General features: G+C 69.7%; 25 protein-coding genes and 2 pseudogenes. 10 read left to right on the top strand and 17 right to left on the bottom strand.

What is annotated here, in order from left to right:
- Window positions 1–4: 4 nt before the first annotated feature.
- The 10 genes from KUTG_RS53485 to KUTG_RS15800 form a co-directional block, all read right to left on the bottom strand.
- Window positions 5–1,498, bottom strand: a complete 1,494-nt coding sequence (locus KUTG_RS53485; RefSeq protein ID WP_157494563.1) for a PLL family lectin — start codon at window positions 1,496–1,498, stop codon at window positions 5–7.
- Between the two features lie 28 nt (window positions 1,499–1,526).
- Complete coding sequence (locus tag KUTG_RS15825) at window positions 1,527–2,321, bottom strand: hypothetical protein (protein WP_052394628.1); 795 nt, start codon at window positions 2,319–2,321, stop codon at window positions 1,527–1,529.
- Complete coding sequence (locus tag KUTG_RS53480; protein ID WP_052394626.1) at window positions 2,318–2,680, bottom strand: hypothetical protein; 363 nt, start codon at window positions 2,678–2,680, stop codon at window positions 2,318–2,320. Before KUTG_RS53480 ends, KUTG_RS15825 begins: the two co-directional genes overlap by 4 nt.
- A 92-nt stretch (window positions 2,681–2,772) precedes the next feature.
- The gene (locus KUTG_RS58480; protein ID WP_157494562.1) at window positions 2,773–2,946 is read right to left on the bottom strand and encodes a hypothetical protein; all 174 of its coding nucleotides are present in this window, start codon (window positions 2,944–2,946) and stop codon (window positions 2,773–2,775) included.
- A 175-nt stretch (window positions 2,947–3,121) separates the two neighbouring features.
- Window positions 3,122–4,321, bottom strand: a complete 1,200-nt coding sequence (locus tag KUTG_RS15820; RefSeq protein WP_043717700.1) for a cytochrome P450 family protein — start codon at window positions 4,319–4,321, stop codon at window positions 3,122–3,124.
- Window positions 4,322–4,417: 96 nt separating this feature from the next.
- Window positions 4,418–5,077 (bottom strand): hypothetical protein, encoded by a 660-nt coding sequence (locus KUTG_RS15815; protein ID WP_157494561.1) that lies wholly within the window; start codon window positions 5,075–5,077, stop codon window positions 4,418–4,420.
- Complete coding sequence (locus KUTG_RS58475; protein ID WP_157494560.1) at window positions 5,035–5,211, bottom strand: hypothetical protein; 177 nt, start codon at window positions 5,209–5,211, stop codon at window positions 5,035–5,037. Before KUTG_RS58475 ends, KUTG_RS15815 begins: the two co-directional genes overlap by 43 nt.
- A complete protein-coding gene (locus tag KUTG_RS61295) occupies window positions 5,208–5,612 on the bottom strand; it encodes an AfsR/SARP family transcriptional regulator (RefSeq protein WP_304413685.1) in 405 nt (134 codons plus the stop codon). The genes KUTG_RS58475 and KUTG_RS61295 overlap by 4 nt, the downstream gene beginning before the upstream one ends.
- 92 nt (window positions 5,613–5,704) lie before the next feature.
- The gene (locus KUTG_RS15805) at window positions 5,705–6,598 is read right to left on the bottom strand and encodes an SGNH/GDSL hydrolase family protein (RefSeq protein ID WP_198047185.1); all 894 of its coding nucleotides are present in this window, start codon (window positions 6,596–6,598) and stop codon (window positions 5,705–5,707) included.
- A gap of 119 nt (window positions 6,599–6,717) precedes the next feature.
- Complete coding sequence (locus KUTG_RS15800) at window positions 6,718–7,623, bottom strand: LLM class flavin-dependent oxidoreductase (protein WP_043717690.1); 906 nt, start codon at window positions 7,621–7,623, stop codon at window positions 6,718–6,720.
- Window positions 7,624–8,099: 476 nt separating this feature from the next.
- On the opposite strand from KUTG_RS15800, the gene KUTG_RS15795 reads away from it, so the two are divergent.
- Window positions 8,100–9,365 (top strand): helix-turn-helix domain-containing protein, encoded by a 1,266-nt coding sequence (locus KUTG_RS15795; protein WP_043717688.1) that lies wholly within the window; start codon window positions 8,100–8,102, stop codon window positions 9,363–9,365.
- On the opposite strand, the gene KUTG_RS15790 is transcribed toward KUTG_RS15795, so the two are convergent.
- Window positions 9,348–9,938 (bottom strand): hypothetical protein, encoded by a 591-nt coding sequence (locus tag KUTG_RS15790; RefSeq protein ID WP_043717685.1) that lies wholly within the window; start codon window positions 9,936–9,938, stop codon window positions 9,348–9,350. The genes KUTG_RS15795 and KUTG_RS15790 overlap by 18 nt on opposite strands.
- 35 nt (window positions 9,939–9,973) lie before the next feature.
- On the bottom strand, window positions 9,974–10,903 hold the full coding sequence (locus KUTG_RS15785; protein ID WP_043717682.1) for a helix-turn-helix domain-containing protein: 930 nt from the start codon (window positions 10,901–10,903) through the stop codon (window positions 9,974–9,976).
- Between the two features lie 70 nt (window positions 10,904–10,973).
- On the opposite strand from KUTG_RS15785, the gene KUTG_RS15780 reads away from it, so the two are divergent.
- Together KUTG_RS15780 and KUTG_RS15775 are read left to right on the top strand one after the other, a co-directional pair.
- Window positions 10,974–11,648, top strand: a complete 675-nt coding sequence (locus tag KUTG_RS15780; RefSeq protein WP_043717680.1) for a DJ-1/PfpI family protein — start codon at window positions 10,974–10,976, stop codon at window positions 11,646–11,648.
- Window positions 11,635–12,577 (top strand): annotated as a pseudogene (locus KUTG_RS15775) (pyridoxal-phosphate dependent enzyme). Before KUTG_RS15780 ends, KUTG_RS15775 begins: the two are co-directional and overlap by 14 nt.
- Before the next feature lie 4 nt (window positions 12,578–12,581).
- Here KUTG_RS15775 and KUTG_RS15770 read toward each other — a convergent pair.
- Window positions 12,582–13,043, bottom strand: coding sequence for a MarR family winged helix-turn-helix transcriptional regulator (locus KUTG_RS15770; protein ID WP_043717678.1), 462 nt, complete (start codon window positions 13,041–13,043; stop codon window positions 12,582–12,584).
- 44 nt (window positions 13,044–13,087) lie between these two features.
- Between KUTG_RS15770 and KUTG_RS15765 the strand changes: the two genes are divergently transcribed.
- On the top strand, window positions 13,088–14,464 hold the full coding sequence (locus KUTG_RS15765; protein WP_084579361.1) for an alpha/beta hydrolase: 1,377 nt from the start codon (window positions 13,088–13,090) through the stop codon (window positions 14,462–14,464).
- Here KUTG_RS15765 and KUTG_RS15760 read toward each other — a convergent pair.
- Entirely contained in the window at window positions 14,461–15,237 is a 777-nt protein-coding gene (locus tag KUTG_RS15760) for a hypothetical protein (RefSeq protein ID WP_043717674.1), read from the bottom strand. The two genes, KUTG_RS15765 and KUTG_RS15760, sit on opposite strands and share 4 nt — an antisense overlap.
- 397 nt (window positions 15,238–15,634) lie before the next feature.
- Between KUTG_RS15760 and KUTG_RS15755 the strand changes: the two genes are divergently transcribed.
- Window positions 15,635–17,983, top strand: a complete 2,349-nt coding sequence (locus KUTG_RS15755) for a glycosyl hydrolase family 95 catalytic domain-containing protein (RefSeq protein WP_043717672.1) — start codon at window positions 15,635–15,637, stop codon at window positions 17,981–17,983.
- Window positions 17,984–18,104: 121 nt separating this feature from the next.
- Here the strand turns inward: KUTG_RS15755 and KUTG_RS15750 are convergent, their stop codons facing one another.
- Complete coding sequence (locus tag KUTG_RS15750; RefSeq protein ID WP_232240813.1) at window positions 18,105–18,791, bottom strand: SDR family oxidoreductase; 687 nt, start codon at window positions 18,789–18,791, stop codon at window positions 18,105–18,107.
- A gap of 477 nt (window positions 18,792–19,268) precedes the next feature.
- Here KUTG_RS15750 and KUTG_RS15745 point away from each other — a divergent pair, with 477 nt between their 5' ends.
- From KUTG_RS15745 to KUTG_RS15730, 5 genes and pseudogenes are all read left to right on the top strand, one after another.
- Window positions 19,269–20,066, top strand: a complete 798-nt coding sequence (locus tag KUTG_RS15745; protein ID WP_052394623.1) for a LysR family transcriptional regulator — start codon at window positions 19,269–19,271, stop codon at window positions 20,064–20,066.
- 31 nt (window positions 20,067–20,097) lie between these two features.
- Window positions 20,098–20,340: a hypothetical protein gene (locus KUTG_RS15740; protein ID WP_043717667.1), complete on the top strand. Its 243-nt coding sequence runs from the start codon at window positions 20,098–20,100 to the stop codon at window positions 20,338–20,340.
- 1 nt (window position 20,341) lies between these two features.
- A pseudogene (locus KUTG_RS66230) lies at window positions 20,342–20,524 on the top strand (Clp protease N-terminal domain-containing protein); the annotation flags it as partial.
- Between the two features lie 201 nt (window positions 20,525–20,725).
- On the top strand, window positions 20,726–20,935 hold the full coding sequence (locus KUTG_RS66225) for a Clp protease N-terminal domain-containing protein (RefSeq protein ID WP_369794642.1): 210 nt from the start codon (window positions 20,726–20,728) through the stop codon (window positions 20,933–20,935).
- 51 nt (window positions 20,936–20,986) lie between these two features.
- Window positions 20,987–21,697, top strand: coding sequence for a DsbA family protein (locus KUTG_RS15730; RefSeq protein ID WP_043717662.1), 711 nt, complete (start codon window positions 20,987–20,989; stop codon window positions 21,695–21,697).
- Here KUTG_RS15730 and KUTG_RS61290 read toward each other — a convergent pair.
- Complete coding sequence (locus tag KUTG_RS61290; RefSeq protein ID WP_043717659.1) at window positions 21,694–22,116, bottom strand: helix-turn-helix transcriptional regulator; 423 nt, start codon at window positions 22,114–22,116, stop codon at window positions 21,694–21,696. The two genes, KUTG_RS15730 and KUTG_RS61290, sit on opposite strands and share 4 nt — an antisense overlap.
- A gap of 4 nt (window positions 22,117–22,120) precedes the next feature.
- On the bottom strand, window positions 22,121–23,209 hold the full coding sequence (locus KUTG_RS15720; protein WP_043717657.1) for an ATP-binding protein: 1,089 nt from the start codon (window positions 23,207–23,209) through the stop codon (window positions 22,121–22,123).
- Window positions 23,210–23,419: the final 210 nt, after the last annotated feature.

Raw genomic sequence — 23,419 nt, 5'->3', positions numbered from 1 at the left:
CCGGCTACGTGACGTCGATCAAGGCGCCGATCTGGAGGGTGCCGTTGTTGAGGCCGGCGGTGTAGGTGCCGAAGGCCTTCGGGTTGGTGTCGATGCGGGTGGCGTTGCTGAAGGTGCCGGCCGCGGAGCGGGTGCGGTCCCAGATTCCGTTGCCCGGGACCACTGTGGTGACGTGGAGGGTGCCGTCGGGGAGACCAGCGGCGGAGACGGAACTGACCGAGTCGTTGAGGTCGATGGGGTCGGCTGCTGCGGCCCAGGTCCCGCCGACGGTTCGGCTGCGGTACCAGACGCCGCTGCCCGACACGAGGTTGAACACGTGCAGGGTGCCGTTGGGCAGGCCGGTGGCGGCCACCGAGGTGATGTACGGGTTGGAGTCGATGTGGGTGGCCGAGGCAGCCCAGGTTCCGGTGGTGGCGCGGTCACGGACCCAGACCCCACTGCCGGGGACGGCCGTGAACAACGACAGTGTGCCGTTGGGGAGTGCTGCGGCGGCGATTGCCACGGTGTAAGGGTTTGTGTCGACCAGGGCGGCGTTGGACCAGGTGCCGTCGACGGCGCGGGTGCGGTGCCAGACGCCGGAGCCGGGGACGATGGCGAAGACGTGGAGGGTGCCGTCGTTGAGGCCGGTGGCGGCGACAGCGGTGATGTTGGGGTTGGTGTCGATCTGGGTCGCTGAGGCGGCCCAGACGCCGGCGGCGGTGCGGCCGCGGTACCAGATGCCGGAGCCTTTGACGACGTTGAAGGCGTACATGTTCCTGTTGGGCACGCTGGCCACTGCGGTGTCGGTGAGGCTCATGCTGCCGTCGACCTTGGTGGCGCTGGTGTCCCAAGTGCCCGCGGCCCACCGCGTTCGGTTCCACAGTGGACCACGGGCGGCCTCGTCGACGGGCTGGTCGTCCCACAGGCGGGCGACGATGCGTTGCGCGTCAGCCGCCTGCGGCGCGTACCGGTCGGGGTGGCCGGAGCGCTGGACTTCCTGGCAGACGTCGCCGATCGGCGCGGTCTGCCAGGAGCCGCCGGGGTAGGCGTGCTCCATCGCGTCGAGGAAGGCATTGGCCGCCCAGACGGGCTTGAGCCGGTTCTCCCGGCTGCCCCAACCGTTCTGCTGCTGGAAGAGGCCGATGCTGGTGGCGTCGCCGCCGTCGACGTTCTTCAGCGTCGACTCCACGATGGTGGTGGTGATCGCGATGACCGCCGCCCGTTCCGACAGTCCACGGTCATGGACGGCCTTCACGACCACGCGGGCGCAGGACGTCCGGTAGGCGGTCATGCTGTCGGCCAGCGTCCCGGTCAGCTCGCCGTTCAGGGTCGCCGCCAGCTGGCCGTCGCGGCTGTTGGCCCCCTGAGGATCACACGGCAGGGTCGGGAGGCCGGCCAAGGGCGCCGCGACGTCCGAAGGGCCGGAAGTTGTGGCCAGGGCCGGGACGGCTAGGACGCTGATCGTGATGACGGCTGCGGCGGCGGATCTGAGCAGCCGTCCGGTCATCTGTCTGTTCATGAGGGAATTCCTTTGCCGCGCAGGGAGGTCAGGCCGCATTGACGAGCCCGCCGACCTGGACGGTGCTGTTGTTCAAGCCGGTGGTGTAGGTGGCGAAGATGTCCTTGTTGGTGTCGATGCGCGTGGCGTTGGTGAAGGCGCCGGCCGCGGAGCGGGTGCGGTCCCAGATGCCGTTGCCCGGCACGACAGTGGTGACGTGGAGGGTGCCGTCGGGCAGGCTGCCGGCGGAGGCCGACAGGATGGCGCTGTTGGTGTCGATCAGGTCGGCGGCGGCGGCCCAGGTCCCGCCGGCGGTGCGGCTGCGGTACCAGACGCCGCTGTCCGGGACGACGGCGAAAAGGTGCACGGTGCCGTTCGGAAGGCTGGTGGCGGCGACCGAGGTGATGTACGGGTTGGAGTCGACGTGCGTGGCCGAGGCAGCCCAGGTTCCGTCGGTGGCCCGGGCCCGGGTCCAGATGCCGCTGCCGGGGATCGTGGTGAACAGCGAGATGGTGCCGTTGGGCAGCGCAGTGGCCGCAATCGCCACGCTGTAAGGGTTGCTGTCGACCAGCGAGGCGTTGGACCAGGTGCCGTCGACGGCGCGGTCGCGATGCCAGACGCCGCTGACCCGGCACGATGGCGAAGACGTGCAAAGGTGCCGTCGTTGAGGCCCGGTGGCGACGACAGCGGTGATGTTGGGGTTGGTGTCGATCTGGGTGGCCGAGCCGGCCCAGACGCCGGCGGCGGTCCGACCGCGGTACCAGATGCCGGAGCCCTTCACGACGTTGAACACGTACATGTTGCTGTTGGGCACACTCGCGGCGGCGGTGTCGATCAGGTTCACATTGCCGTCGACCTTGGTGGCGCTGCTCCCAGGTGCCAAAAGCCCAGCGCGTGCGGTTGTACAGCGGACCCCGCGGCTCCTGGCTCACCTCGGGCGCGGTCCACCAGGACGTCTGCTCCTTGGCACAAGGCCCAGCTCAGGCTGAAGTGGATGTGGTCGGTGTGCGGGTTGGGCCCCGCGTAGGGCCGCCACTGGTCGGGCGAGTCGTAGGCCCGCCACATCTGGCGGTTCCAGATCATGTACATGATCCCGAGGCGGCGGGCCATCGCGTTCTTGTTGCCGTACTTGTCGGTGGCCAGCAACCACCTGATGATGTCCTCGGCGTCGGCCTTGTCCGCCGGGTCGTCGACGCTGAGCATGTAGTCGAGGGCGCGGCCCTCCTTGTGCTCACTCGTGTCGCCTGAGTCGCACGCGCGGGCAATGGACGAGTCGTGCTTGCCGTACGCCCGGTTCAGCAGGTCCCCAGCCCGACCGTGCCCTTCTGGATGGGCAGACACTGGTCCTGGCCGTCATAGGTGGCGTAGTCGTCGATGGCCGCCGGAAAGTTCGGCGTCGGCGGCGACGCCATCGCCACCTGGGGCAGCGCCGTCACCACCAGACAGGCGGCCGCCAACCCGACCGCCAATCGAGTGCGCCACGAACCTCTCAGGAACGGTCGATCAGGTGACACAACCGGCATCACGAACCCCCATCTCGAAAGAAGCGTCACGGAGGGGGGGCCGTCGTCGATTCCCGAAGTCCCCGGTCAGACACTGGACCGGGGACCTTGCGGCTTTCTTGCGGAACTTCTGGACGAGCGCCTAGCCCAGCAGCGCCGGCAGCTCCCGGTGCCCGTTGGACAGGAACGAGCGCATCGGGAGCAGCTCGTCCCCTGGCACGGCCAGGTGCAGGCCCGGGTAGCGCGTGAACAACGCCTCCAGGGCGATGGTGGCCTCCATGCGGGCCAGCGGGGCGCCGAGGCAGTGGTGCACGCCGTGGCCGAAGGAGACGTGCTGCTTGATGTCACGGGCGAGGTCGAAATCGTCAGCGGTGGAGCCGAAAACGGCGGCATCGCGGCCGGCGGCGGCGTAGGCGGCGAGAATGGCCTCACCGCGGGGAATGACGACGTCGCCGAGGTCGATGTCCTCCACGGCGTAACGCAGCGGCAGATAGGGCACGGGAGCCTGCCAGCGCAGGGTTTCCTCGACGACATCGGCCCAGGACCGTTGCCCGCCAAGCACCAGCGCCAGCTGATCGGGATGGGTGAGCAGCGCGGTGACGGCCTGGTCGATGAGGTTGACGGTGGTCTCGTGGCCGGCGGTCAACAGCAGGATGAGGGTGTCCACGACCTCGGCGTCGGTCAGCGGCGCGTAGCGGTCGGACGAGGCCTGGATGATGGCGGTGGTGAGATCGTCGCCGGGGTGGGAACGCTTGTCGGCGGCCAACTCCGTGAAGATGCGGTACATGTCCTCGGCGCTGGCGGCGGCCTCGGCCGGGCTGCGGGTGGTGTCGAAGACGGAGTCGACCACAAGCCGCAGGTCGTCCCGCTTTTCCCTGGCCACGCCGAAAAGCTGGCAGATCACCTCGACCGGCAGGCGGTAGGCGTACAGGGCCCGGAGATCCACGGCCGGGCCGTGGGCGGCGAGCTCGTCCAGCAGGCCTTCGGTGACCCGCTCGATCCACGGCCGCAGCTCGGCGGTCCGCCGCGCCGTGAAGCCGGACGCGACAAGGGATCGGAACCGCTGATGGTCCTTGCCGTAGGCGGTGAACATGTTCCGCACCGACACCCAGATCCGCAGCGGCCAGTCGGCGGCGATCTCCCCGGCTCGCCACGCCGCCCAGTGCAGCTCGGGATCCTTGGAGACACGGGGATCCAGCAGCAACGCCTTCAACGTCTCCATGCGTGGCACGGCCCACGCCCGCACGCCGCCGGGTAGCCCCACCGGCACGGCGGAACCGGTGTCCCGCAGCCGGGCGCCCTCGCCCTGGATGTCTGTGCCGTCGACGTCGAGTACGTGCATACGGCCATGCTGCCCGGGTAAAGCGCCGCCGGCATCGGCCGTGCGATCACGAATTATCGGCCGAACGATCCAAGTTCACGCCGCACGCGGTCACTGTCACGCAACTGCGCCAACCGGTCCAGGACGTCGGCCTCGTCGTGGGTGTTGCCGAGATCCCTGTACAGGGCCAATGCCTGCTCGAAGTGCCGCACCGCGTCGCCGCCGACGCTGAGACGGCCGAGGCTGTCCAGGGTGGTTGAGCGCGGTCGCCTGCCACTCCGGCTCGTCCAGATCCCGGTACAGCTCAAGCGATCGGACGGCGTGCGCGAGCGCCGGCCGGTCGTCGTCGACCCGGTCGGCGGCGTCGAGCGCGAGCAGCCAACACTCCAGGTTCGTCGACAGATGTCCCTGCCGGCGGTGGAAAGTCGTCAACGCCCAGGCCAGCCGCCACACGTCCAGGTGCCAGCCGCGCCGGACGGCCAGCTGCTGCGCGGCGAGCAGACACGCGTGCTCGGCGGCGAACCATCCGAGCGCGGCGGCCTTGTACGGCAACGGATGCGGATCGACATCGATCGGCTGTCGGTGCGGGTCCAGGAGTTGATCGGCGCAGCAGGCCGAGCGCACGTAATAGGAGACCAACCGGCGGAGCGCCTCGTCGTCCGAGCCGGCCTGGTCGGCGGCGTACAGGCCGATCAGGCCGTGCAGCCGCCAGCGGTCGGGCACGTCCTGCTGGATCAGTGAAACCCGTTGCAGGGCGCCAACGGAAAACCGCCGCATCGGGCCAGCAGATCGGCCACCGCCTCGGATTCCGCCTCGGGTTCCGCCGAACCCGTGCGACCGGTCAGCAGCTCGCGGGACTCTTCCTCGGTGAGCACGTCCACGGCCAGCGCGCGGGCCCCATGCGCGGTCACCAGACCGGGCAGCCGATCCCGCCCGGACCGTGCAGCACGGTGACCGTGGTGGACAGCCGGTCCAGCGCGTTCTCGTCGGCGAGGTGCCGCCGCACCCGGTCGTACTCGCGCAGGGCACCGGCCTGGCGGCCACTTCGGTACAGGGCAAGGATGAGCAGCGCCGTCAGTTCGGCCAGCGGGTGTTCGCCAAGCAGCGCCGTCAGCTCGGCCAGGGTCCCGGCGGGCTCGCCGCCCCGCAACCGAACCTCCAGATGGTCCAGCCGGGCCGCCAACAGCTCCGCTTCCAGCTGTGTGCGCTGCCTGTCCAGCCACTCTCTGTCCGTGCCGGCGAACGGCCGGCCGTCCCACTCGGTCAGGGCCCTGCTCAACAGATCGGCCCGCTCGGCATCGAAGGAGGGAATGCCCGGGGACCGGTCGGGGAGGGTGCGGTCCCACCGCGACGGCTCGCCCTCGGTGACCTGTGAGGTCCCGAGGGCGAGCCGGCATGACTGACTCAGACCTGGGCCACGATCAGGTCGGCCAGCGCGGTCTGGCCGTCCTTGTTCAGGTGCAGCACGGCGTCCGGGCCTTCCTGGCCGGGCGCCAGCGCGTCGAAGCCGCGGTAGAACGGCGTGCCCGCCTGGCACAGCGAGTGCCCGGCGAAGGCGCTGTTGAGGTGCACGGAATCGGCGGCGTACTCGCTGACGAACGCCGTGTCGACGCCGTAGGCCCGGGCCCGGGAAACGGTGTCCCGCAACGTCTTGTCCAGCTGGCTGGCCACGGCGTTGCCCTCGGTCCGCTCCTGCGCGCTGAACACCGTGTCGTCGCAGATCGGGTCCAGCTTGCCGGCGGCGTTGGCGTCGGGGCTGAGCTGGCTGCCGTAGGCCGACAGCACGATCTTCGCGTGCGGGCTGCGGGCGTGGATGTCCTTGAACAGCCGGCTCACGTTGGTGGCCATGTCCGGCAGCTTCGCGGTGATGGCCTGGGTCGGCGCGCCCGAGCAGTCGCCCTGGATGCACAGCCCGCCGTACGCCGCGTAGCCGATGTCGTTGGTGCCGATGGTCAGCAGCACCACGTTGGTGTCGACCTGCAGCGCGTCCAGCTGCGGCCCCTGGCCGAGAAAGTCCTTGTACAGGTCGGAGGTGGCCGCGCCGCTGCACGTCACGTTGGTGAACTGCACGCTCTGGCCACGGGCCCGGACCCGGGCGACGATCTGCTCGGAGTAGGAGTTGTTGCTACGCCAGCAGTTGCCCTCGGTGCCGGCCTGGTAGTCGCCGGCGCCGGTGCCCGAGGCGTACGAGTCGCCCATGGCGACCACGTGCAGCGGGCCGATCTGTGCCGACGCCGCGGGGGCCATGGCGGTGATCGCCGCGAACGCGGCCAGGGCGGCGATGGGAAGTCGCTTCAACATTCGCTCCAGTGCTCGAAACGATGGACTGCCCGGCGACGCCGGCCCCATGCACGTCATCGCCAAACGATCTCCACCGTACCGGGCACATCCGGACCGCACCGGCGAAACGGCCGAACTCACCGCTCGCGGTCACGCACCCGCGGCAGGACCTCCTGCGCGAACAGCTCCATCCCGTCGCCGTGGCCGAGGATGTGCGTGACGCCGGCCCGCCGGTAGTCGAGGACCGCTCCGGCCAGCTCGTCGGGCGTGCCGACCAGCGCCAGGCCCAGCGGGCCGAGGAACGGCATGGCCCCGGTCCACAGGTAGGGCCGCGGCCAGTGATCGGCGTTCTCGGGCGGCGAGGCGCACCAGCCGCCGGTCAGCGCCACCGCCTCGGCGGTCAGCCGCCGGAAGCGTTCCCTGACCGCGTAGACGTTATCGCCGGCGATCTCGGTCAGCGCGTGGGCGGCGTCGACCGCCTCGGCCCGATTTCGCCGGCACACCACGGAGAACAGCAGCCCGACCTCGCGGCCGGCGGCGCGCACGCGGCTCCCGCGCCCGGCGACCACATCGGGCGCGGGGCCGAGGAGCAGCAGCACGTCGCCGTGCCGGACCGCGAGGTCGGACGCCGCGCCCGAACTACCGCTGAAATACAGTTCGGGCCGATCCCGTTTGACGGGAATTCGGCGATCCCGCCACAACGCGTCGCACACCGTCCAGAACTCGTCATGCGCACGGAAATCGTTGTCGTAAGGACAGGCCCCGAGCACGCTCACCCGATCGTCGGTCACCGACGAGAGCGTGTTCACCTGTCGCACGAGGTGCGTCGGCGACTGCATGTCGGTGCGTGGGCAGATCATGAATCCGATGTTCTTGACGGCGCCGGCCAGATGTGCGGCGAGTGCGATCGGATCCGGCCGATGGAATGCCGACGGCAGCAGCACCTGGTCCATGCCGCCGTCCTGCGCCGCATGGCAGAACTCCGCCGGATCGCCGTCGGCCGGCAGCGTCCAGTGGAAACGTGTCGATGCGAGCAGGCCCATCGCCACCCCCAGCAGGTTGGTGTCCGAATGTTAGGTCCGCAGTGGTCCGGCCCGGTATGGCGTGTTCTCCCTAGTACGCGGTTGACGCCGCGGAGCGCCGGCTGCACCGTTGGCAGGCGCGCCGTGCGCCGATCGAACCATCGCCGCCACGAATGCCGGCCGCCGCCGTGAACGAATACCTAGGTAATTGACGGGCCAATTGTTGCCGCCTGCACGTGCCGCTGCCATACTCGGCCGCCGTCTAGTGGGTTCTTGTTGACGCCGCCACCGTGCCACAGATGCAACCCCCTTTCTCGGAAATAGTGGAGGGCCACACGAAGAGGTACCCGTTGCAATCGATTTCATCCGATGACTGCGGGTTCTCGAGGTTGGTCTGTACGCCCGCCGGGATGGTGCTTTTGGTCGTATTGACCGGCACCGCTCCTGGGTGTTTTCTGCGGTTACCTCGTCGGGGGCGGCGGAGGGAGAAATCGGCAATGCTCGCACATCCCCAGGTGAACGTCGTCCTCCAGCATCAGAACCGGCTGGTCAGGGAACTGCTGGCGACCCACCTGACCCGCGAGCCGGGCATCGCCCTGGCCGGCACGGTGGCGTCGGCCCCCGAACTGGCGCAGCTGTGCCACCTGTGCCGGCCCGAGGTGGCCGTGTTCGAGGCCGACACGCCCCGGTGGAGCAACGAGCGGCTGGTGTCGCTGCTGCTGGAACCCGGGCGCCGGCTGCGCATGGTCGGCGTGCACGAGGTGCTGCCCGCGGCCTACGTGATCCGCGCCTACGAGTCCGGCATCAGCGCGCTGGTGTCCTACACCCGGGGCCTCGACGCGCTCGTCGCGGCGATCAAGGTGCCGTCGGCCGCGGTGGAGATAACGCGGCTGGACAAGGGAAGCCGGCAGGCCCTGACCACTCGCGAGCTGGAGGTGCTGTACTTGATCAGCGCCGGCTACGCGCCGCGCCAGGTGGCCTACGAGCTCGGCATCAGCCTGCACACCGTGGAGCACCACAAGCAGCGCATCTTCGCCAAGCTGGACGTGCACAACCAGGCCCACGCCGCCGCGAGCGCCACTCGGCTCGGGCTGATGGCCTCGGTGATCGAGCTGCCCCGGCAGAAGAGCGGCCAGCTGCGGGACCTGCTGCGGGTGTGCGTCACCGGGCGCACGGCCGGCTGCCTGATCGCCGACCGGGTGCGACGCATCCTCGGCGAGCACGACATTCCCGTGGTCGACGCGGACGAGCAGGGCGTGGCCACGGTGCTGATCGACCCGGAACCCGAGGACTGGCAGGCGGTCGTGGTCAGCCGCTCGGTGCCGGTGGTGGTCGCCAGCCGGCAACTTCCGTTGCAGCATGCCATGAAAGCGCTTGCCGAGGGCGTTGCGGTGCTGCCGGCCGCGCGGGTGGACGGCCTGATCGTGCCGGCCGTGCGGGCGGCCAGCCAGGGCTACCTGATGGTGGACGCGGCCCATTCCCGTTCGCTGCTGGGCAACACGCGTGGGGCGGACCGCACGTGGTGGCGCTGGCAGCTGTCGCTGACCCGGCGCGAGCAGGAGATCATCGCGTCCATCGGCCGCGGGCACTCGGCCAAGCAGACTGCCCGGCTGCTGGGGATCTCCGTTCGCACGGTGGAAAACCTCCAGAGCAGCCTGTTCCGCAAGCTCGGCGTGCACAGCAAGGCGGCGGCCCTGGCCGCGGCGCAGGATCTGGGGCTGCTGGAGGACGGCGTCGGCGAGAACCTAGCCCAGCTTGAATGAGGACAGCGAGCACTCGTGCTCGACCTTCGTCTGCTGGTCGGAGGTGAGCTTCTGCGTCACGCCGTCGTCGTAGGTCCAGCCGGAGCCGAGCGGGTCGGTGGCGTGCACCATGAGGCCGTGGCTGGTCAGGCAGGTCATGTACACGTGGTACTGATCGAGATAGTGAGGATTCCTCGACTGATCCAGCTCCGGCGGCTGCAGCGGCAGCTTGTTCTTGCACGCCTTGCGGGCGTTGACCGAGGCCGGGCTGTCGTCGTTCATGTCGGGGCTGTTGCCGTCGGTGCGGCCGTTGGCGTCGGCCGGCCCGGAGTGGGCGTCGCCCCGGCCGGTCAGCATGCGGTGCCCGTTGTCCTTGAGGCAGACGTTGTAGCCTCGCCAGGCCGCGTTGACGTCCTCGTCGGAGCTGTCCATGCGCAGCTGCGGTCGCTGCGAGTCGTCCGAAGTGGACGGTGCGCTGGTCCTGGGCGCGTCGGTCGTGGCCAGCGAGGCCACCTGGGGCGACTGAGGTTCCGAGCCGCAGGCGGCCAGCGTGATCGCGGCCAGGGCGGCTCCGGCGTAGAGCGCGAGCTTCATGTCCGCCACTGTCGCAGGCGATTGTGAGGAACCTGTCAGCGAATTGTGCTGCCACGGAAAGCGGTGCGGTACGCGGTCGGCGTGGTCGCGGCCTCGCGGGCCAGGTGCAGCCGCAGGTTGGCGGCGGTGCCGAGGCCGCAGCGGCGGGCGACCTCGTCGACGCTCATCCCGGTCGCCTCCAACAGCCGGCGGGCCTCCAGCAGGCGCTGCGCGGTGAGCCAGCGCAACGGCGTCATACTGGTCTCGGCGCGGAAGTGCCGCGCGAAAGTCCTTGGCGCATAACCGGCATGCCGGGCCATATCGTCCACAGTGGTCGGTTCGTGCAGGCGTTCGACGACCCACGCGCAGGTCTGGGCCAGACCCGTGCCCTCGGGAATCGGCCGGTCGACGAACTGGGCCTGGCCACCGGACCGGTGCGGGGCGACGACCATGCGGCGTGCGACCCGGGCGGCGTGGTCGGCGCCGTGATCGATGCGGTAGAGGTGCAGGCAGAGGTCGATCGCGGCCGCGACGCCGGCACTGGTCAGTACCTCGCCCTCGTCGACGTACAGCACGTCGGGCCGCACGTCGATCTCCGGGAACCGTTGGCTCAGCTCGTTGGCGTCGCGCCAGTGGGTGGTGGCCGTGCGGCCGTCGAGTAGGCCGGCCGCCGCCAGCGCGAACGCGCCCGTGCACACGGACACCATGCGGGCCCTGGTGCCGCGGAGGGCGTTGAGCACCGGCTCGGGTGGGGCGTCGAGGGGGAAGAAGCCCGGCACGATGACCGTGTCCGCGCTGGTCAGGGCCTCAAGGCCGGCCGTGGCCTCGATGCTGAAGCCGGTGGTCGTCGGCACCGGGCCGGGGTGTTCGGAGCAGACCGTGAAGTCGTAGCGGTCCCGCTCGTCGCGGTGCCCGAAGATCTGCGCCGGCACGGACAGGTCGAAGGCGACCACGTCCGGCAGGGCCAGGGCGACGATCCGGTGCATGGCAGAATCCTAGCGAAGTAGGGCAGTCCTGCCACTCGTTCTCGCCGTCCGACACGGTGAGGCTGGGGTCATGAACATCGGTTCGCTGGTTTTCGACGACATGGACCAGATCGACTTCACCGGTCCGTTCGAGGTGCTGTCCCGCCTGCCGGGCGGGCACCACCGCGTCTACGGCATCACCGGGCAGCCGGTGCGGGACGTTCGGGGCCTCACGATCGTGCCGGACGCGGCCATCGGCGACGCGCCGGCGCTGGATGTGCTGCACGTGCCCGGCGGGCGGGGCGTGGACGTGCTGATGGAGAACGAGGAAGTCCTTGCCTGGCTGCGAAAGCAGTCGGGCAACGTGGTGCTGTCCGTGTGCACGGGGGCGCTGCAGCTCGGGGCGGCCGGGCTGCTGGCCGGGCGGCGCGCGACCACGCACTGGGCCTCGCTGCACCTTCTCCCGGAGTTCGGGGCCGAGGCCGTCGACGAGCGGGTCGTCGTGGACGGCGACTGGATCTTCGCCGCCGGCGTGACCTCCGGGATCGACGGCGCGTTGACGCTGGCCGCCCGGCTGTGCGGAGACGAGGTGGCGCAAGGACTTCAGCTGTACATGCAGTACGCGCCCGAGCCGCCGTTCAATGCCGGGACTCCGGACACCGCGCCGCCGTCGGTGCTGGCCAAGGCCAGGGCCGATATGGCGGAGGTCACGGAGCGTCGGCTGCACACGATCCGGCGGATAGTGTCGGAGCATGCTCACCCTTGACGATGTCCAGGAAGCAGCCGCCCGTCTGAAGGGCGTCGCGCACCGCACGCCGGTGCTGCGCTCCCGCACTCTCGACGGGCGGGCCGGCGCCGAGATCTTCCTCAAGTGCGAGAACTTTCCAGCGCATCGGGGCGTTCAAGTTCCGCGGCGCCTACAACGCCGTGTCCCGGCTGTCGCCGGAGCAGCTGGCACGGGGCATCGCCGCTTATTCGTCCGGCAACCACGCCCAGGCCGTCGCGCTGGCCGCCCGGGAGTTCGGCAGCCGCGCGGTGATCGTGATGCCGGAGGACACCCCGCAGTCCAAAATGGACGCCACCGCCGGTTACGGCGCCGAGATCGTCACCTACGACCGGTACACCGGAAACCGTGTGGCCATAGGCATTGCGCTGGCCGAGGAGCGGGGCCTGGCGCTGATCCCGCCGTACGAGCACCCGCACGTGATGGCCGGGCAGGGCACCGCCGCGCTGGAGCTGATCGAGGAGTCCGGTTCCTTCGACACCATCGTGGTGCCGATCGGCGGGGGCGGGCTGCTGGCCGGCAGCGCCACCGCGGCCAAGGGACTGGACCGCCGGATTCGGGTGGTGGGCGTGGAACCCGAGCTCGGCAACGACACCCAGCTGTCGCTGGCCGCCGGGCACCGGGTGTCGATCCCGGTGCCCCGCACCATCGCCGACGGCCAGGCCGCCGAGACTCCCGGCGAGCTGACCTTCTCCGTGAACCAGAAGCTGGTCGACGACGTCGTGCTCGTCACCGAGGACGAGATCCGCGCCGCCATGCGCTTCGCCTTCGAGCGCTTGAAGATCGTGCTCGAACCCAGCGGCGCGACCTCGCTGGCCGCCGTGCTGCACGGCGGCTTTTCCGGGCGTGTGGGCGTGATCCTCTCCGGTGGCAACATCAGCCCGGAGCGGTTCGCCGAGTTGTTGGGGTAGTAGGTCAGCTCTGTCCGCGGAGCTGGGCGGCGGACCGTTCGTGCCGATCGGCCGCCGAGCGCAGGAACCGGACGATGGCGTCGAGTTCCGTGTCGCTGAAGTCCGCGACTTCGGCATGGGCCTCGGCCAGCCGCGCCCCGAGTAGCTCGGTCACGGTGCGGGCGGCCCGGTCGGTGGGCACGATCAGCACCCGCCGGCCGTGCGTCGGGTCGGGCATCCGGCGCACGTAGTCGGCCTTGACCAGCCGGTCGACCAGGGCGGTCACGGAGCCGGGGGTCAGCCCGAGCATGCGGGCCAGCCGGCCGGCGGGCAGCGGCCCGTGCCGGAACACCAGGTCCAGGCAGCGCAGGTCGGTGCGGTGCACGCCGAGGCGGTCGGCCAGCGCCTGGTGGTCGGCGTCGATGGCGGCCTGGAGGTCGGCCATGGCCGCGCCGAGTCCGGCGATGATGTCGTCCCGAGCGAGCATGCGTGCCAGTATAATGTTTGATCATCAAACATTATGGGGGTGTGATGCGAAGCGTGATAACTGCTGTCGCGGCTGCGTTGATGCTGGTCACGGCACCTGTGCCGGCGTCGGCAGCGCCGGAGATGGGCTGGTCGCCGTGCCCGCGGCCCCAGGCCGCGAAGTACCACGCGGAGTGCGCCAGCCTCGTCACCCGCGGCGTGACGCTCGCGCTGCTGCGGATTCCCGCCACGGAGGCCTCACAGGGGCCGGTGTTCGCCGACTCGCAGGAGACGGACGGCTACGGCGGCAGCCAGATCGACTTCTTCCTCCAGCACGGCGACCACTACCTGGCCCGGCTGCCGCAGACGCACCGCACCCACGACATCGTGCTGGTCGATCCGCGTGGCCTCGGCGCGAGCACGCCGGTGCGCTGCCCACTGTCCGCGCACGACCCGGCTGTGCCAGAGTTCCCCGCCACGCCAACGGATACCGAGCAGATCACGCGGCACGGGGCGTCGGTGTATCTGCGCTGCGCCGCCGCCACCGGTCCGCTGATCGCCCACAGCGGCCTCGCCGAGCAGGCCGACGACCTCGAAGCCGTGCGCATGGCGCTCGGTGCGCCGAGGCTGGACTTCCTGGGCCAGGCGACCGGTGCCGAACTGGGCGTCGTCTACGCTGCCCGCCACCCGGCCCACACCGGCCGGATGGCGCTGGACACCGCGGTCGACCCGTTCCTGCCGGCCGCGCAACGGGTGCTCGACACGGCCCGCGCCGAGGAGGCCGCATTCAACCGGTTCGCCGCCTGGTGCGACCAGACGCCCGAGCAGTGCCCGGTGGCCGGCCAGGACATGGGCGCCGTGCTCGATGAATTGGGGATACGGGGCGTGCCGGGCCTGACCGGCGACGAGGTGCGTATCGCCGTCGGTCAGTTCCTGCTCGGCTATCCGTTCGCATGGCCGGGCCTCGCGCAGGCACTTCACGACGGCAACGCCAGCGATTTCGCGCCCTACGTCGCCCTGACCTACACCGAACCCGACTACACGGCCAGTCGCGCCCAGACGTGCACGGACCACCCGAGCGATCCGGGGCGGCTCGCGGCCCTCGCCCGTCAGGTCCGCGCGGCGGCCCCGCACACCGGCGGCGTTTCCTTGCAGTGGGACGCCTTGCAGTCGTGCACCGGCTGGCCCTTCGGTCCGGCGCTGGCCGATCGGCTGCCGGGCCACGTCTTTCCGGCCTCGCCCGTGCTCGTCACGGCGACGGCCGACGATCCCATCAACCCGTCGGCCTGGGCCGCCGATCTCGGTGCCCGGATCGCCGGATCGCACGTGGTGATCGCGCCCGTGGACGGCCACGGCGCCCTGGACAACGCGCCGTGCGCCGCGGGCGCGATCGACACCTACCTGGCGGACGGCACGCTACCGTCCACTGAGGACTGTCACTAGCAGCCGACGCCGCCCGGCTGGATCCAGGCGAAGGCGGCGAAGCGCTGGCCCGGCACGTCCGACTCCGTGAAGTAGCCGCCGAACATCTTGGTGCTCTGCAGGCGGTTGGCGAAGTAGAGCGTGTAGGTCTGCGTGACGCCGCCGAAGCTGAGCGGCCGCACGAACGTCAGCGTGTGCGTGGCCGGATCCCAGGTGCGCTGGGCGATCGGCTCCGTGCGGCCGAGCTCGTCGTACCACAGGTTGATCTCCGGGACCCGGCACTGGGTGAACTGAACGCTCATCGTGCCGGTCCACCCGTTGCCGTTGAAGCCGTAGTAGCCCACCAGGTCGTCCGGCAGCGTGTCATTGGCCTTGAACGCCTGCAGCCGGGGCGTGCCCAGCGGCAGATAGTCCTTGGCGTACACGCCGTAGCGCTGACCGGGCACATCGGACTGCGTGAAGAACCCGCCGAACACCGGCGAGTTCGCCTTGTGGTCGCCCAGGTAGAGCGTGTACGTCTGGCGGTCGTTCCAGGCCAGCGGCCGCGTGATGGTCAGCGTGTGGGTGGACGTCGACCAGCTGCCGGACAGCCGCTCGTCGCGGCCTAACTCGTTGTAGTGCATGGTGATCGCCGGCGAGCCGGTGGCTGAGTTGCTCACCGTCAGCGTGCCGGCCCACCCGTTCCCGTTGAACGCGTAGCTGCCGTCGATTGTGGACACCGCCGCCGCGGCCGGCGCGGCCAGGGCCACCATGGCGACCGTCGCCGTGGCAACGGCCCAGGATTTCAGGGACATGCCGGGGATCCTGGCCGCCCGGGCCGTCGCCGGCAATGTCCCTAGGTGCAGACTTGGCTTGCCCCGCAACGGATTGTGTCGGCGACACCCGACCGAGCGCGGGGGTCGGGTGCCGCTCGTCCTCGACGCTACGCCGAACGGCGCAGAGTGCACCCGCCGCACGACCACCCGGTCCAACCGGACTGCCTGAACGGCCGCGATCCGCTGACGCAGGGAAGGACGCCTTACCCTCGTTCAACGCGGGTAAGGCGTCCTTCCCTGCATCCCCCGACCCCTGGCATCCCGGTTCGCCGGCAGAACACGTCAGCTACCGGTCAAATTTATTAGGATTTATTGACATTCATCGGATGTTTGAGCAGGCTACGGCCGACACCCGGTACGCATCAGGAGGTCGACGATGACCGAGTCAGCTGGCCACACCCGACGGGACGCGCTACGCCTCGGCGGCGTTTTGGGCGTAGCAGCTGCGATGACGGGACTGCGGCCGTTCACCGCGCAGGCCGACCCGGTCCGCCGACGGACGCCCGAGGTGGTGGCGGACAACGACGCCACGGCGCTGTGGTACCCCGCGCCGGCCGAAGAAGGTCGGATCATCGAGCAGGGCCTGCCCGTGGGCAATGGACGGCTCGGTGGCCTGGTCGGCGGGGATCCGGGCAGCGACTTCGTCTACCTCACCGACATCACGTTCTGGAACGGCGACGTGAACGACGTCGTCCAGGACGACGGGCAGCTCAACTACGACTCCACCCACTTCGGCAGCTACGGACAACTGGCCAGAGTCGGCGTCGACGTGCCGGCGCACGCGCTGTCGGCGGTGAAGGACTACCGGCGGCGGCTCGACCTCAGCAACGGCGTCGTGACGGCGACCTACACGTACAAGGGTGTGCACTACCGCCGCGAGGTGTACAGCAGCCACCCCGACGACGTGCTGGTGATCCGGCTGACCCAGTCCGGCGGCGGCAGCTACGCCGGCTCCGTCTCGCTGGCCGGAACCCATGGCGAGACCACGGCCGGCGCGAATGGGGCGATCTCCTTCGCCGGCACCCTGGACAACGGCCTCAAGTACGCGAGCGTGGTCACCGCCGCCGGCAAGGGCGGCAGCGTTTCCGTGCAGGGCAACAAGGTTGGCTTCACCGGCTGCGGGGAGGTGCTGATCATCGTGTGCGGCGGCACGAACTACGCCGCCACGGCCGCGACCGCCTTCAAGGACGCCGCCGTCGACCCGTTGGCCATCGCCCGGCAGAAGGCCGCGAAGGCCGTCGGCGTGGCTGGGACCGTGCTCCTGAACACGCATGTCGCGGACTACCAGGCGTTGTACAACCGGATGACCGTCGACTTGGGACGGTCGTCGTCGCAGCAGCGGTCCATGGACACCTGGGCCCGGCTGTGGCAGCGGGCCGCGCCGCACGCCGAGCCCGACCCGGAGCTGGAGGCCATGTACCTCCAGTTCGGGCGGTACCTGGTGATCTCCGGCTCGCGGGACAGCCTGCCGCTGAACCTCCAGGGCCTGTGGGTGTCCAACAACAATCCGGACTGGTACGCCGACTACCACACCGACATCAACGTCCAGATGAACTACTGGCTGCCCGACCGGGCCGGCCTGAGCCGCTGCTTCGACGCCTTCGCCGACTACTGCGTCTCGCAGCTGCCGTCGTGGACCGCCACCACCCAGAAGGCGTTCAACGACAACCGAAACCGTTTCCGCAACACCAGCGGCAAGATCGCCGGCTGGGCCGTCGCCTTCTCCACCAACCCCTACGGCGGCAGCGGCTGGTGGTGGCACCCCTCCGGCAACGCGTGGCTGTGCAACAACCTGTGGCAGCACTACGAGTTCACGCAGGACAAGGCGTACCTGGCGAAGATCTACCCGTTGCTCAAGGGGGCCGTGCAGTTCTGGGAGGCGCGGCTGGTCGAGAAGGACGGCAAGCTGTACGACGACCACGACTGGTCGCCGGAGCAGGGGCCGCAGGACGGCATCGGCAACACGTACTCGCAGGAGCTGGCGTGGGACCTGTTCACCCACTTCCAGACCGCCGCTGACGTTCTGGGGCAGGATCAGGACTACGCCAAGACCATCACCGCCGTGCGGGACAAGCTGTATCTGCCGGTCGTGAGCCCGAAGACGGGGTGGCTGGAGGAGTGGATGTCGCCCGACAACCTCGGCGACACCAAGCATCGGCACCTCTCGCCGCTGATCGGCTTCTTCCCCGGCGACCGGATTCGCGTCGACACCAGCCCCAAGGAGCTCGTCGACGGCGTGCGGAACCTGCTCATCGCCCGCGGCACGCAGAGCTTCGGCTGGGCCTGCGCGTGGCGGGCCGCGTGCTGGGCCCACCTGCGTGACGCCGAGAAGGCGTACCAGATGGTGCTCACGGTCATGACGCCGTCGGTCAACTTCGGCAACGGCAGCGCCGCCAACCTGTTCGACATGTACTCCTTCGGCGAGCGCACGACGTTCCAGATCGACGCCAACTTCGGCGCCCCCACCGCCATGCTGGAGATGCTGGTCCAGTCCCGCCCCGGGCAGATCGACCTGCTGCCCGCCCTGCCGGCCGGCTGGGCCCGGTCGGGCCGGGTCACCGGCGTCGGCGCCCGCGGCGGCTTCACACTCGACCTGGAGTGGCGCAACGGCAAGGTCACCGCCCTCACCCTGCACAGCGTCGGCGGTACGAAAACCGTCGTGAAGTCCGGCACCTGGCAGAAGTCCGTGACCATGCCGATGAACGGCGCCCAGAAGGTCCTCTAACCCCCGCGAGTCACGCTCTCAGGCAGTGCGAATGTCGGTTTTGGGCAGAACTGAGCCTCGGGTCTCGGTTCTGCCCGAAACCGTATTTCGGTGTGCCGGAGAGCGTGACTCGCCGGGGTTTTCAGACCAACCGGGCCCCGCCGTCCACGTGCAGGGTGGTGCCGTTGATGAACGGGTTGGCCAGGACCGTCAACACGGCGGCGGAGACGTCGGAGGAGTGGCCGATGCTTCGGCTGGGGTTGGCCGCGGCGACCTGGGCGAAGAACGACTCCTTGTCGGGGCCGTCCCAGGAGCCCGAGTCGATGATGCCGGGGGAGAGGGCGTTGACCCGGATCGGAGCCAGCTCGACGGCCAGGGCCTCGGCCAGCGCGGCGACGGCGACGTTGCCGGTGGCCATGACCACCAGGCCGGGGCTGGGCCGCCAGCCGGCGACGCCGGAGAACAGCAGGATGGAGCCGCCGGGGCGGATGCGCCCGGCGAAGTGCTTGGCCACCATTATCGGCCCGACCACCTTGACGTCCAGCGCAGTGTGCACGGCGTCCATGTCCAGCTCGGTGACGGGCCCGTTGGCGTGCGCGGCCGACACGGACACGATGTGGTCGACCTCGCCCAGTTCCTCGGCGAGGCGGCGGATCGAGTCCTCGTCGGTCAGGTCGACGGCGGGCGTGCTGTTCCTCCCGACCAGGACGACGTCGGCGCCGGCGGCGACCAGGTCGGACTTGAGCCGGGCGGCGATGCCGGAGGCGCCGCCGATGATCAGGACCTTCTTGTCGGTGAGGTTCACGTCTTGGGTAACGCCGCAGCTCACCGTAGGAATCCCGTCGCAATCTGAATGTTTTCGAGGGTATCCATAGAATCAACGAATGCCTACGCTTCGTGCCCTGGAACGTAAGTGCTCTGCCGTTATTAACCGACGGGACCACAACCATGTCCCTTTGGTCATACGCAAAAATTTTCGACACGGCAAAACTCGAGACAAAAAATGATTGGTCTCCCTGATTGGCGCACATTACAAGCATAGCAGGGATTGACTAACCACTCGTGGTGCGGTTGCCGGCGCGAACGATCGGTGAATAAACGTCCAGTTCGGAACAGCCACTGTGTTTTGATAGGCACAAACATGTGCTGCCAGTTTAGTCCAGCCATAGTATACATTTCCGCAGGATGATTTGCCACTTTGTGACACCATATGTGTAATAACCCTCCGATACCGGTTCAAAAAGTGATTCGGGTAAACCGCCGGGAGGATTCCGGTGGCCGGCCGGGCTTTTGCTATGGGGCTCACATGTCGCAGCCGGCGCTCTCGCACCAACTGGCCGCGCTGGAGAAGGAACTGGGAACCGCCGTCGTGGAGCGGCTGCCCCGAGGCGTCCGGGCCACCGCCGCCGGCCGCGCGATCGAGGCGGACGCCCGAACCGCCCTCGCCGCCGCGGATCGGGTCGTCACGACCGGCCGTGACGTCGCGAAAGGGTCCGCCGGGCAGCTGCGCATAGGCTGCGCCGAGAGCCTGACGGCCAGCCTCCTGGCCCCGGTGCTGCGGCAGTGGCGACGGCGTCATCCGGACGTGCGGATCGTTCTCACCGAGGCGACCAGCGCCGATGTCCTTGCGCAGCAACTGGATTCCGGTCAGACCGACATCGCCGTCGGTCCGACGCCCAGCCGCTGGACCGGCCACAGTGGACTGATCGGCCACGAGGACGTTGTCGTCGTGCTGCCGCAAGGACATCCGCTCGCCGACCAACCGGCGGTCACGTTCGAGCAGCTGCGGGACGAGCCCGTTGTGCACCTCAACGTGGACAACGGGTTCGCCGGCTGGCTGGATTCCGTTGCGGCGCAACACGGTGTGGTCCTCACGGTGGCGATGCGCACTCGGCAGGCCGTCACCGCCGCCGCGTTGGCCGCCGCCGGCGTGGGCATCGCGATCGTGCCCCGGTCGGCCATCGGCGCTCGCTTCGCCGGTGTGGTCGTGCCGATGGATCCGCCGCTCGGCCGTGACCTCGTCTGCCTGGTCGCCAATCCCGCCGACTCCCTGGCCCGCCGCTTCGAGTCGGCCGTGCTGAGCCGCAGTGTCAGGGTGTCTTGACAACGGCCCGTGTCAGGCTAACCTGACAACCATGACGGACGAGAGCACGCCGGCCGAACTGGCCGGCCAGATCACCAACAAGGACCCCGCCGTCGGGTTGCGGGCGGTCGTGGCGCTGCGGCGGCTGCTGGAGGAGCTCGAACGGCTGCACGTCGACAGCGCCCGCGAACAGGGCTGGTCGTGGCAGGACATCGCCACCGCGCTCGCGGTCAGCCGCCAGTCCGTGCACGAGAAGCACGCCAACCGCCGCAAGGCGCAGTACAAGGAGGCCTGACGTGTTCGAGAAGTTCACCGACCCGGCCAAACGGGTCCTCGTGCTGGCCCAGGACGAGGCCATCGAGCAGGGCCACGACCACATCGGGACCGAGCATGTGATCATCGGGCTGGCCGGAATGCCCGGCACTGTCGCCGGGGATGTGTTGCGCGACAACGGAGTCACCGTGCCATCGCTCCGTGAGGAGATCGCCAGGGTCTTCGTCGCCAGCGGCGCGCACCACGCCGGACCCCAGGCCGCCACCGAGGCCCTCGCCGCCATCGGCATCGACGTCGACGAGATCCGCCGCCGCGCCGATGAGACCTTCGGCCCCGGCAAGTTCCACTTCCCGCGCCCGCCGTTCACCCCGCGGGCCAAGCGGGCGTTGGAGCACACGCTCCGGCAGATGGTCGAGCTGGGCAGCGAGACCATCGGCCCCGAGCACCTTCTCCTGGGCATCCTCGCCGAAAGCGACAGAAAGGAGGAAGGGGAAAGTGTGGAGGCGGCCGACGGCGGAGATCGACAAGCGCCCGGCGTGGGCGTGAAAGTGCTGCGCAACCTGGGCGTCGACGTCGACGCGCTGCGGCCCGCGGTGCTGGCCCGGCTCGGTCGCTGAACCGTTCGCGCCTCCCGGCCGTCGTGGTGGGCGGACGGGAAGGAGTGTTCGGTGGGCGCGAATCGAACCAGGGGTGCAGTCGCGGCGGCGCGAGGGGCGGGCGACGGGCGGCGGAACCTGATCCTGGTGGTGGCCGTGGCAGTGATCGCGGCGGCGGTGATCGGGGGCGTGGTCGTCACGCACGCGAGGGCCGATGTGCCGCAGGCCGGCGGGACGTATGCGACCACGGTGCAGCAGGACGGCACGGTCGTGGCGGGCAGCGCCAACGCCAAGGCGACGCTGGACGTGTACGAGGACTTCCTGTGTCCGTACTGCAAACACAACCTCGAAGACCCCTACGGCAAGGACATGACCAAGGCCATCGCCGCCGGGTCGTTGCGGGTCGACTACCACGTGTTGGATCTGCTGGACAACGAGACGACGCCCGCCGGGTACTCGCTCCGTGCCGGCAATGCCGCGCTGGCCGCGGCCAAGGCCGGCCGGTTCGCCGAGTTCCACGCCGCGCTGTACGAGCAGCAGCCGACCGAAGGCCAGGCGGGCTACACCGATGACCAGCTGGTGGACATCGGCCGCAAAGCGGGCATCACGAGCCAGCAGTTCGCGGACGAGGTCAAGGCCGGCGCCTTCGACGCCGAGATCCGCGGCCAGACCGACAAGGCCCGCGACTCGGTGAACTTCAAGGGCACGCCCACGGTGCTGTCCGGCGACAACCAGGTCGACATCAGCAAGGCCGGCTGGCTCAGCCAGCTGACCAAGGCTTAGGGCGCGATCCGGGCCAGGTCCACGCGGGACTGGATGGCCAGCTTGCGGTAGATCTGCCGCAGGTGGAAGCCGACGGTGTGGGGCGAGACGAACAGCTCGGCGGCCACCTGCCGGTTGGTGAGGCCGTGGGCGACGAGGCGGGCGACCTTCTCCTCGGTGCCGGTGAGGCTGCCCCATCCGGTGGCCGGCCGGGGTACGTGGTGCCAGTGCCGGCGGCGGATGCCCAGCCGGCGCAGCCGGCTGCGGACGCGGGCGGAATCCCAAGCGGCGCCAAGGGAGTCGTAGACCTCCATGGCACGGTCCAAAGCGGATACTGCCTCGTCACGGTCGTAGTCGGCCAGCAGGCCGCCGAGGTCCTCGGTGGCGGAGGCGCGGGCCCATCGGTCGGAGTACCGCTCCGTGGCGGCGACCAGACCCATGACGTCACGGGAATGCAGGGCCCGGGCATGCCATCCGACGCCGAGGGCCTCGGCGGAGGCGACAAGAGTCTCGGCGAAGACCTCGTCGCCGGCGGCAAGGGCGGTGCGCACGCACCAGGCCGCGGCGGCGGGGTCCTCCAACAACAACTCGCGGCGACGGGAAGGATCGGTGCGAACCTCGGCCAACACAGCCAGGGCCGCCTCGGGACCGCTGCGCGCGGCGGCGACCTGGGCGGTGATCCACACCCGCATGGACGACCAGGGCAGCGACTCGAAGGACGCAGGACAGGAACCGTTGCGGCAGGCGGGAATCGTCCAGGGCGACGGACAGCGGGTTGAACGGCAGCGGCCCGTCGGCCAGCCGCGCGATGCCGGCCTCGATGCGGAGCGCCTCGTCCGCCTGGAGGCCGAGGACCAGGTCGACGACCGAGCGTGGGCTGCCGCCCATGCATTCGCACAGCGAGGCGACATCGGCGTCCGGGGTGGCGTCGAGCAGGTCGGTGACGACCTCGGTGACCACGTCGTCCGGCAGCGCGTCCAGGTCGGCCAGCCACTCGGTGCGGGCCGCGCCGGCCATGGCCCCGAGCAGCAAGCCGTTGGGGGAGTCCAACTCCTCCGACCGCATGGCGAAGATCCACACCACCGGCCGGTCGTCCAGCCGTGACATGAGGTCGCGCAGGGCGGTCACGGTCAGCGGGTCCGCCCAGTGCAGATCGTCCACGGTGACCAGCACGGGACCCCGCCGCAGCTGGGTCTCCACGTGCCGCTCGAACTGCGCCGTCAGCCAGCTCAGCCGGCCGGCGTCGGGGGCGACGGCATGCGGCTGGCGCACCACCGGCAGGCCCAGCACCGAGATCTCCGGCCGGTCCACGATGCCGTCCACCACGGAGAACCCGCGGCCCTCGGCCAGCGTCGCGGCCTCGATCAGCAGGCGTGTCTTGCCGGCGCCCACCGGGGCGGCCAGCAGCAGCGTCTGCCGGCCCTGGTCGACCGCGCGCATCGCGCCCACGATCTGGTCGAGCTGTCCGTCCCGGCCGCGCAGTGGCCGCCGGGCCCGTGCCGGCGCCCGCTGTTCGAGAACCTGCCGCTTCATGATCTCCCCCGGTTCGGATCGACGAAAGAGCCGGTGATCGAATGATTCGCGGGGCGAGAAAGGTCAATACCGGCGGAAAGGCAGTGGAATACGCATGGTTTCGGTCCCTTGCCGGGTGTTTCACGTCACCTTGGGCCCAGTCAAGCAACCGGCCATCACAGTGTCAACTCACTCTAGGAATTCCCCTGAAACAGGCCCGAACACGTACGT

The organism is Kutzneria sp. 744, from assembly GCF_000568255.1.
Classification (GTDB): domain Bacteria; phylum Actinomycetota; class Actinomycetes; order Mycobacteriales; family Pseudonocardiaceae; genus Kutzneria.
The sequence above is the reverse complement of the archived record's forward strand: the minus strand, read 5'-3'. Positions and strand labels throughout refer to the sequence as shown.

Bases quoted from the DNA above. Each gene is read 5' to 3' on its own strand.
- KUTG_RS15815 (WP_157494561.1), bottom strand. From the start codon at position 5,077: ATGCGGCGGTTTTCCGTTGGCGCCCTGCAACGGGTTTCACTGATCCAG.
- KUTG_RS53485 (WP_157494563.1), bottom strand. From the start codon at position 1,498: ATGAACAGACAGATGACCGGACGGCTGCTCAGATCCGCCGCCGCAGCC.
- KUTG_RS61290 (WP_043717659.1), bottom strand. From the start codon at position 22,116: ATGGGTCTGGTCGCCGCCACGGAGCGGTACTCCGACCGATGGGCCCGC.
- KUTG_RS15790 (WP_043717685.1), bottom strand. From the start codon at position 9,938: ATGAAGCTCGCGCTCTACGCCGGAGCCGCCCTGGCCGCGATCACGCTG.
- KUTG_RS15765 (WP_084579361.1), top strand. From the start codon at position 13,088: ATGCGAAGCGTGATAACTGCTGTCGCGGCTGCGTTGATGCTGGTCACG.
- KUTG_RS15820 (WP_043717700.1), bottom strand. From the start codon at position 4,321: ATGCACGTACTCGACGTCGACGGCACAGACATCCAGGGCGAGGGCGCC.
- KUTG_RS53480 (WP_052394626.1), bottom strand. From the start codon at position 2,680: ATGCTCAGCGTCGACGACCCGGCGGACAAGGCCGACGCCGAGGACATC.
- KUTG_RS15740 (WP_043717667.1), top strand. From the start codon at position 20,098: ATGACGGACGAGAGCACGCCGGCCGAACTGGCCGGCCAGATCACCAAC.
- KUTG_RS15770 (WP_043717678.1), bottom strand. From the start codon at position 13,043: ATGCTCGCTCGGGACGACATCATCGCCGGACTCGGCGCGGCCATGGCC.
- KUTG_RS15755 (WP_043717672.1), top strand. From the start codon at position 15,635: ATGACCGAGTCAGCTGGCCACACCCGACGGGACGCGCTACGCCTCGGC.
- KUTG_RS15785 (WP_043717682.1), bottom strand. From the start codon at position 10,903: ATGCACCGGATCGTCGCCCTGGCCCTGCCGGACGTGGTCGCCTTCGAC.
- KUTG_RS15800 (WP_043717690.1), bottom strand. From the start codon at position 7,623: ATGGGCCTGCTCGCATCGACACGTTTCCACTGGACGCTGCCGGCCGAC.
- KUTG_RS15745 (WP_052394623.1), top strand. From the start codon at position 19,269: ATGTCGCAGCCGGCGCTCTCGCACCAACTGGCCGCGCTGGAGAAGGAA.
- KUTG_RS15780 (WP_043717680.1), top strand. From the start codon at position 10,974: ATGAACATCGGTTCGCTGGTTTTCGACGACATGGACCAGATCGACTTC.
- KUTG_RS15795 (WP_043717688.1), top strand. From the start codon at position 8,100: ATGCTCGCACATCCCCAGGTGAACGTCGTCCTCCAGCATCAGAACCGG.
- KUTG_RS66225 (WP_369794642.1), top strand. From the start codon at position 20,726: ATGGTCGAGCTGGGCAGCGAGACCATCGGCCCCGAGCACCTTCTCCTG.
- KUTG_RS15760 (WP_043717674.1), bottom strand. From the start codon at position 15,237: ATGTCCCTGAAATCCTGGGCCGTTGCCACGGCGACGGTCGCCATGGTG.
- KUTG_RS15720 (WP_043717657.1), bottom strand. From the start codon at position 23,209: ATGAAGCGGCAGGTTCTCGAACAGCGGGCGCCGGCACGGGCCCGGCGG.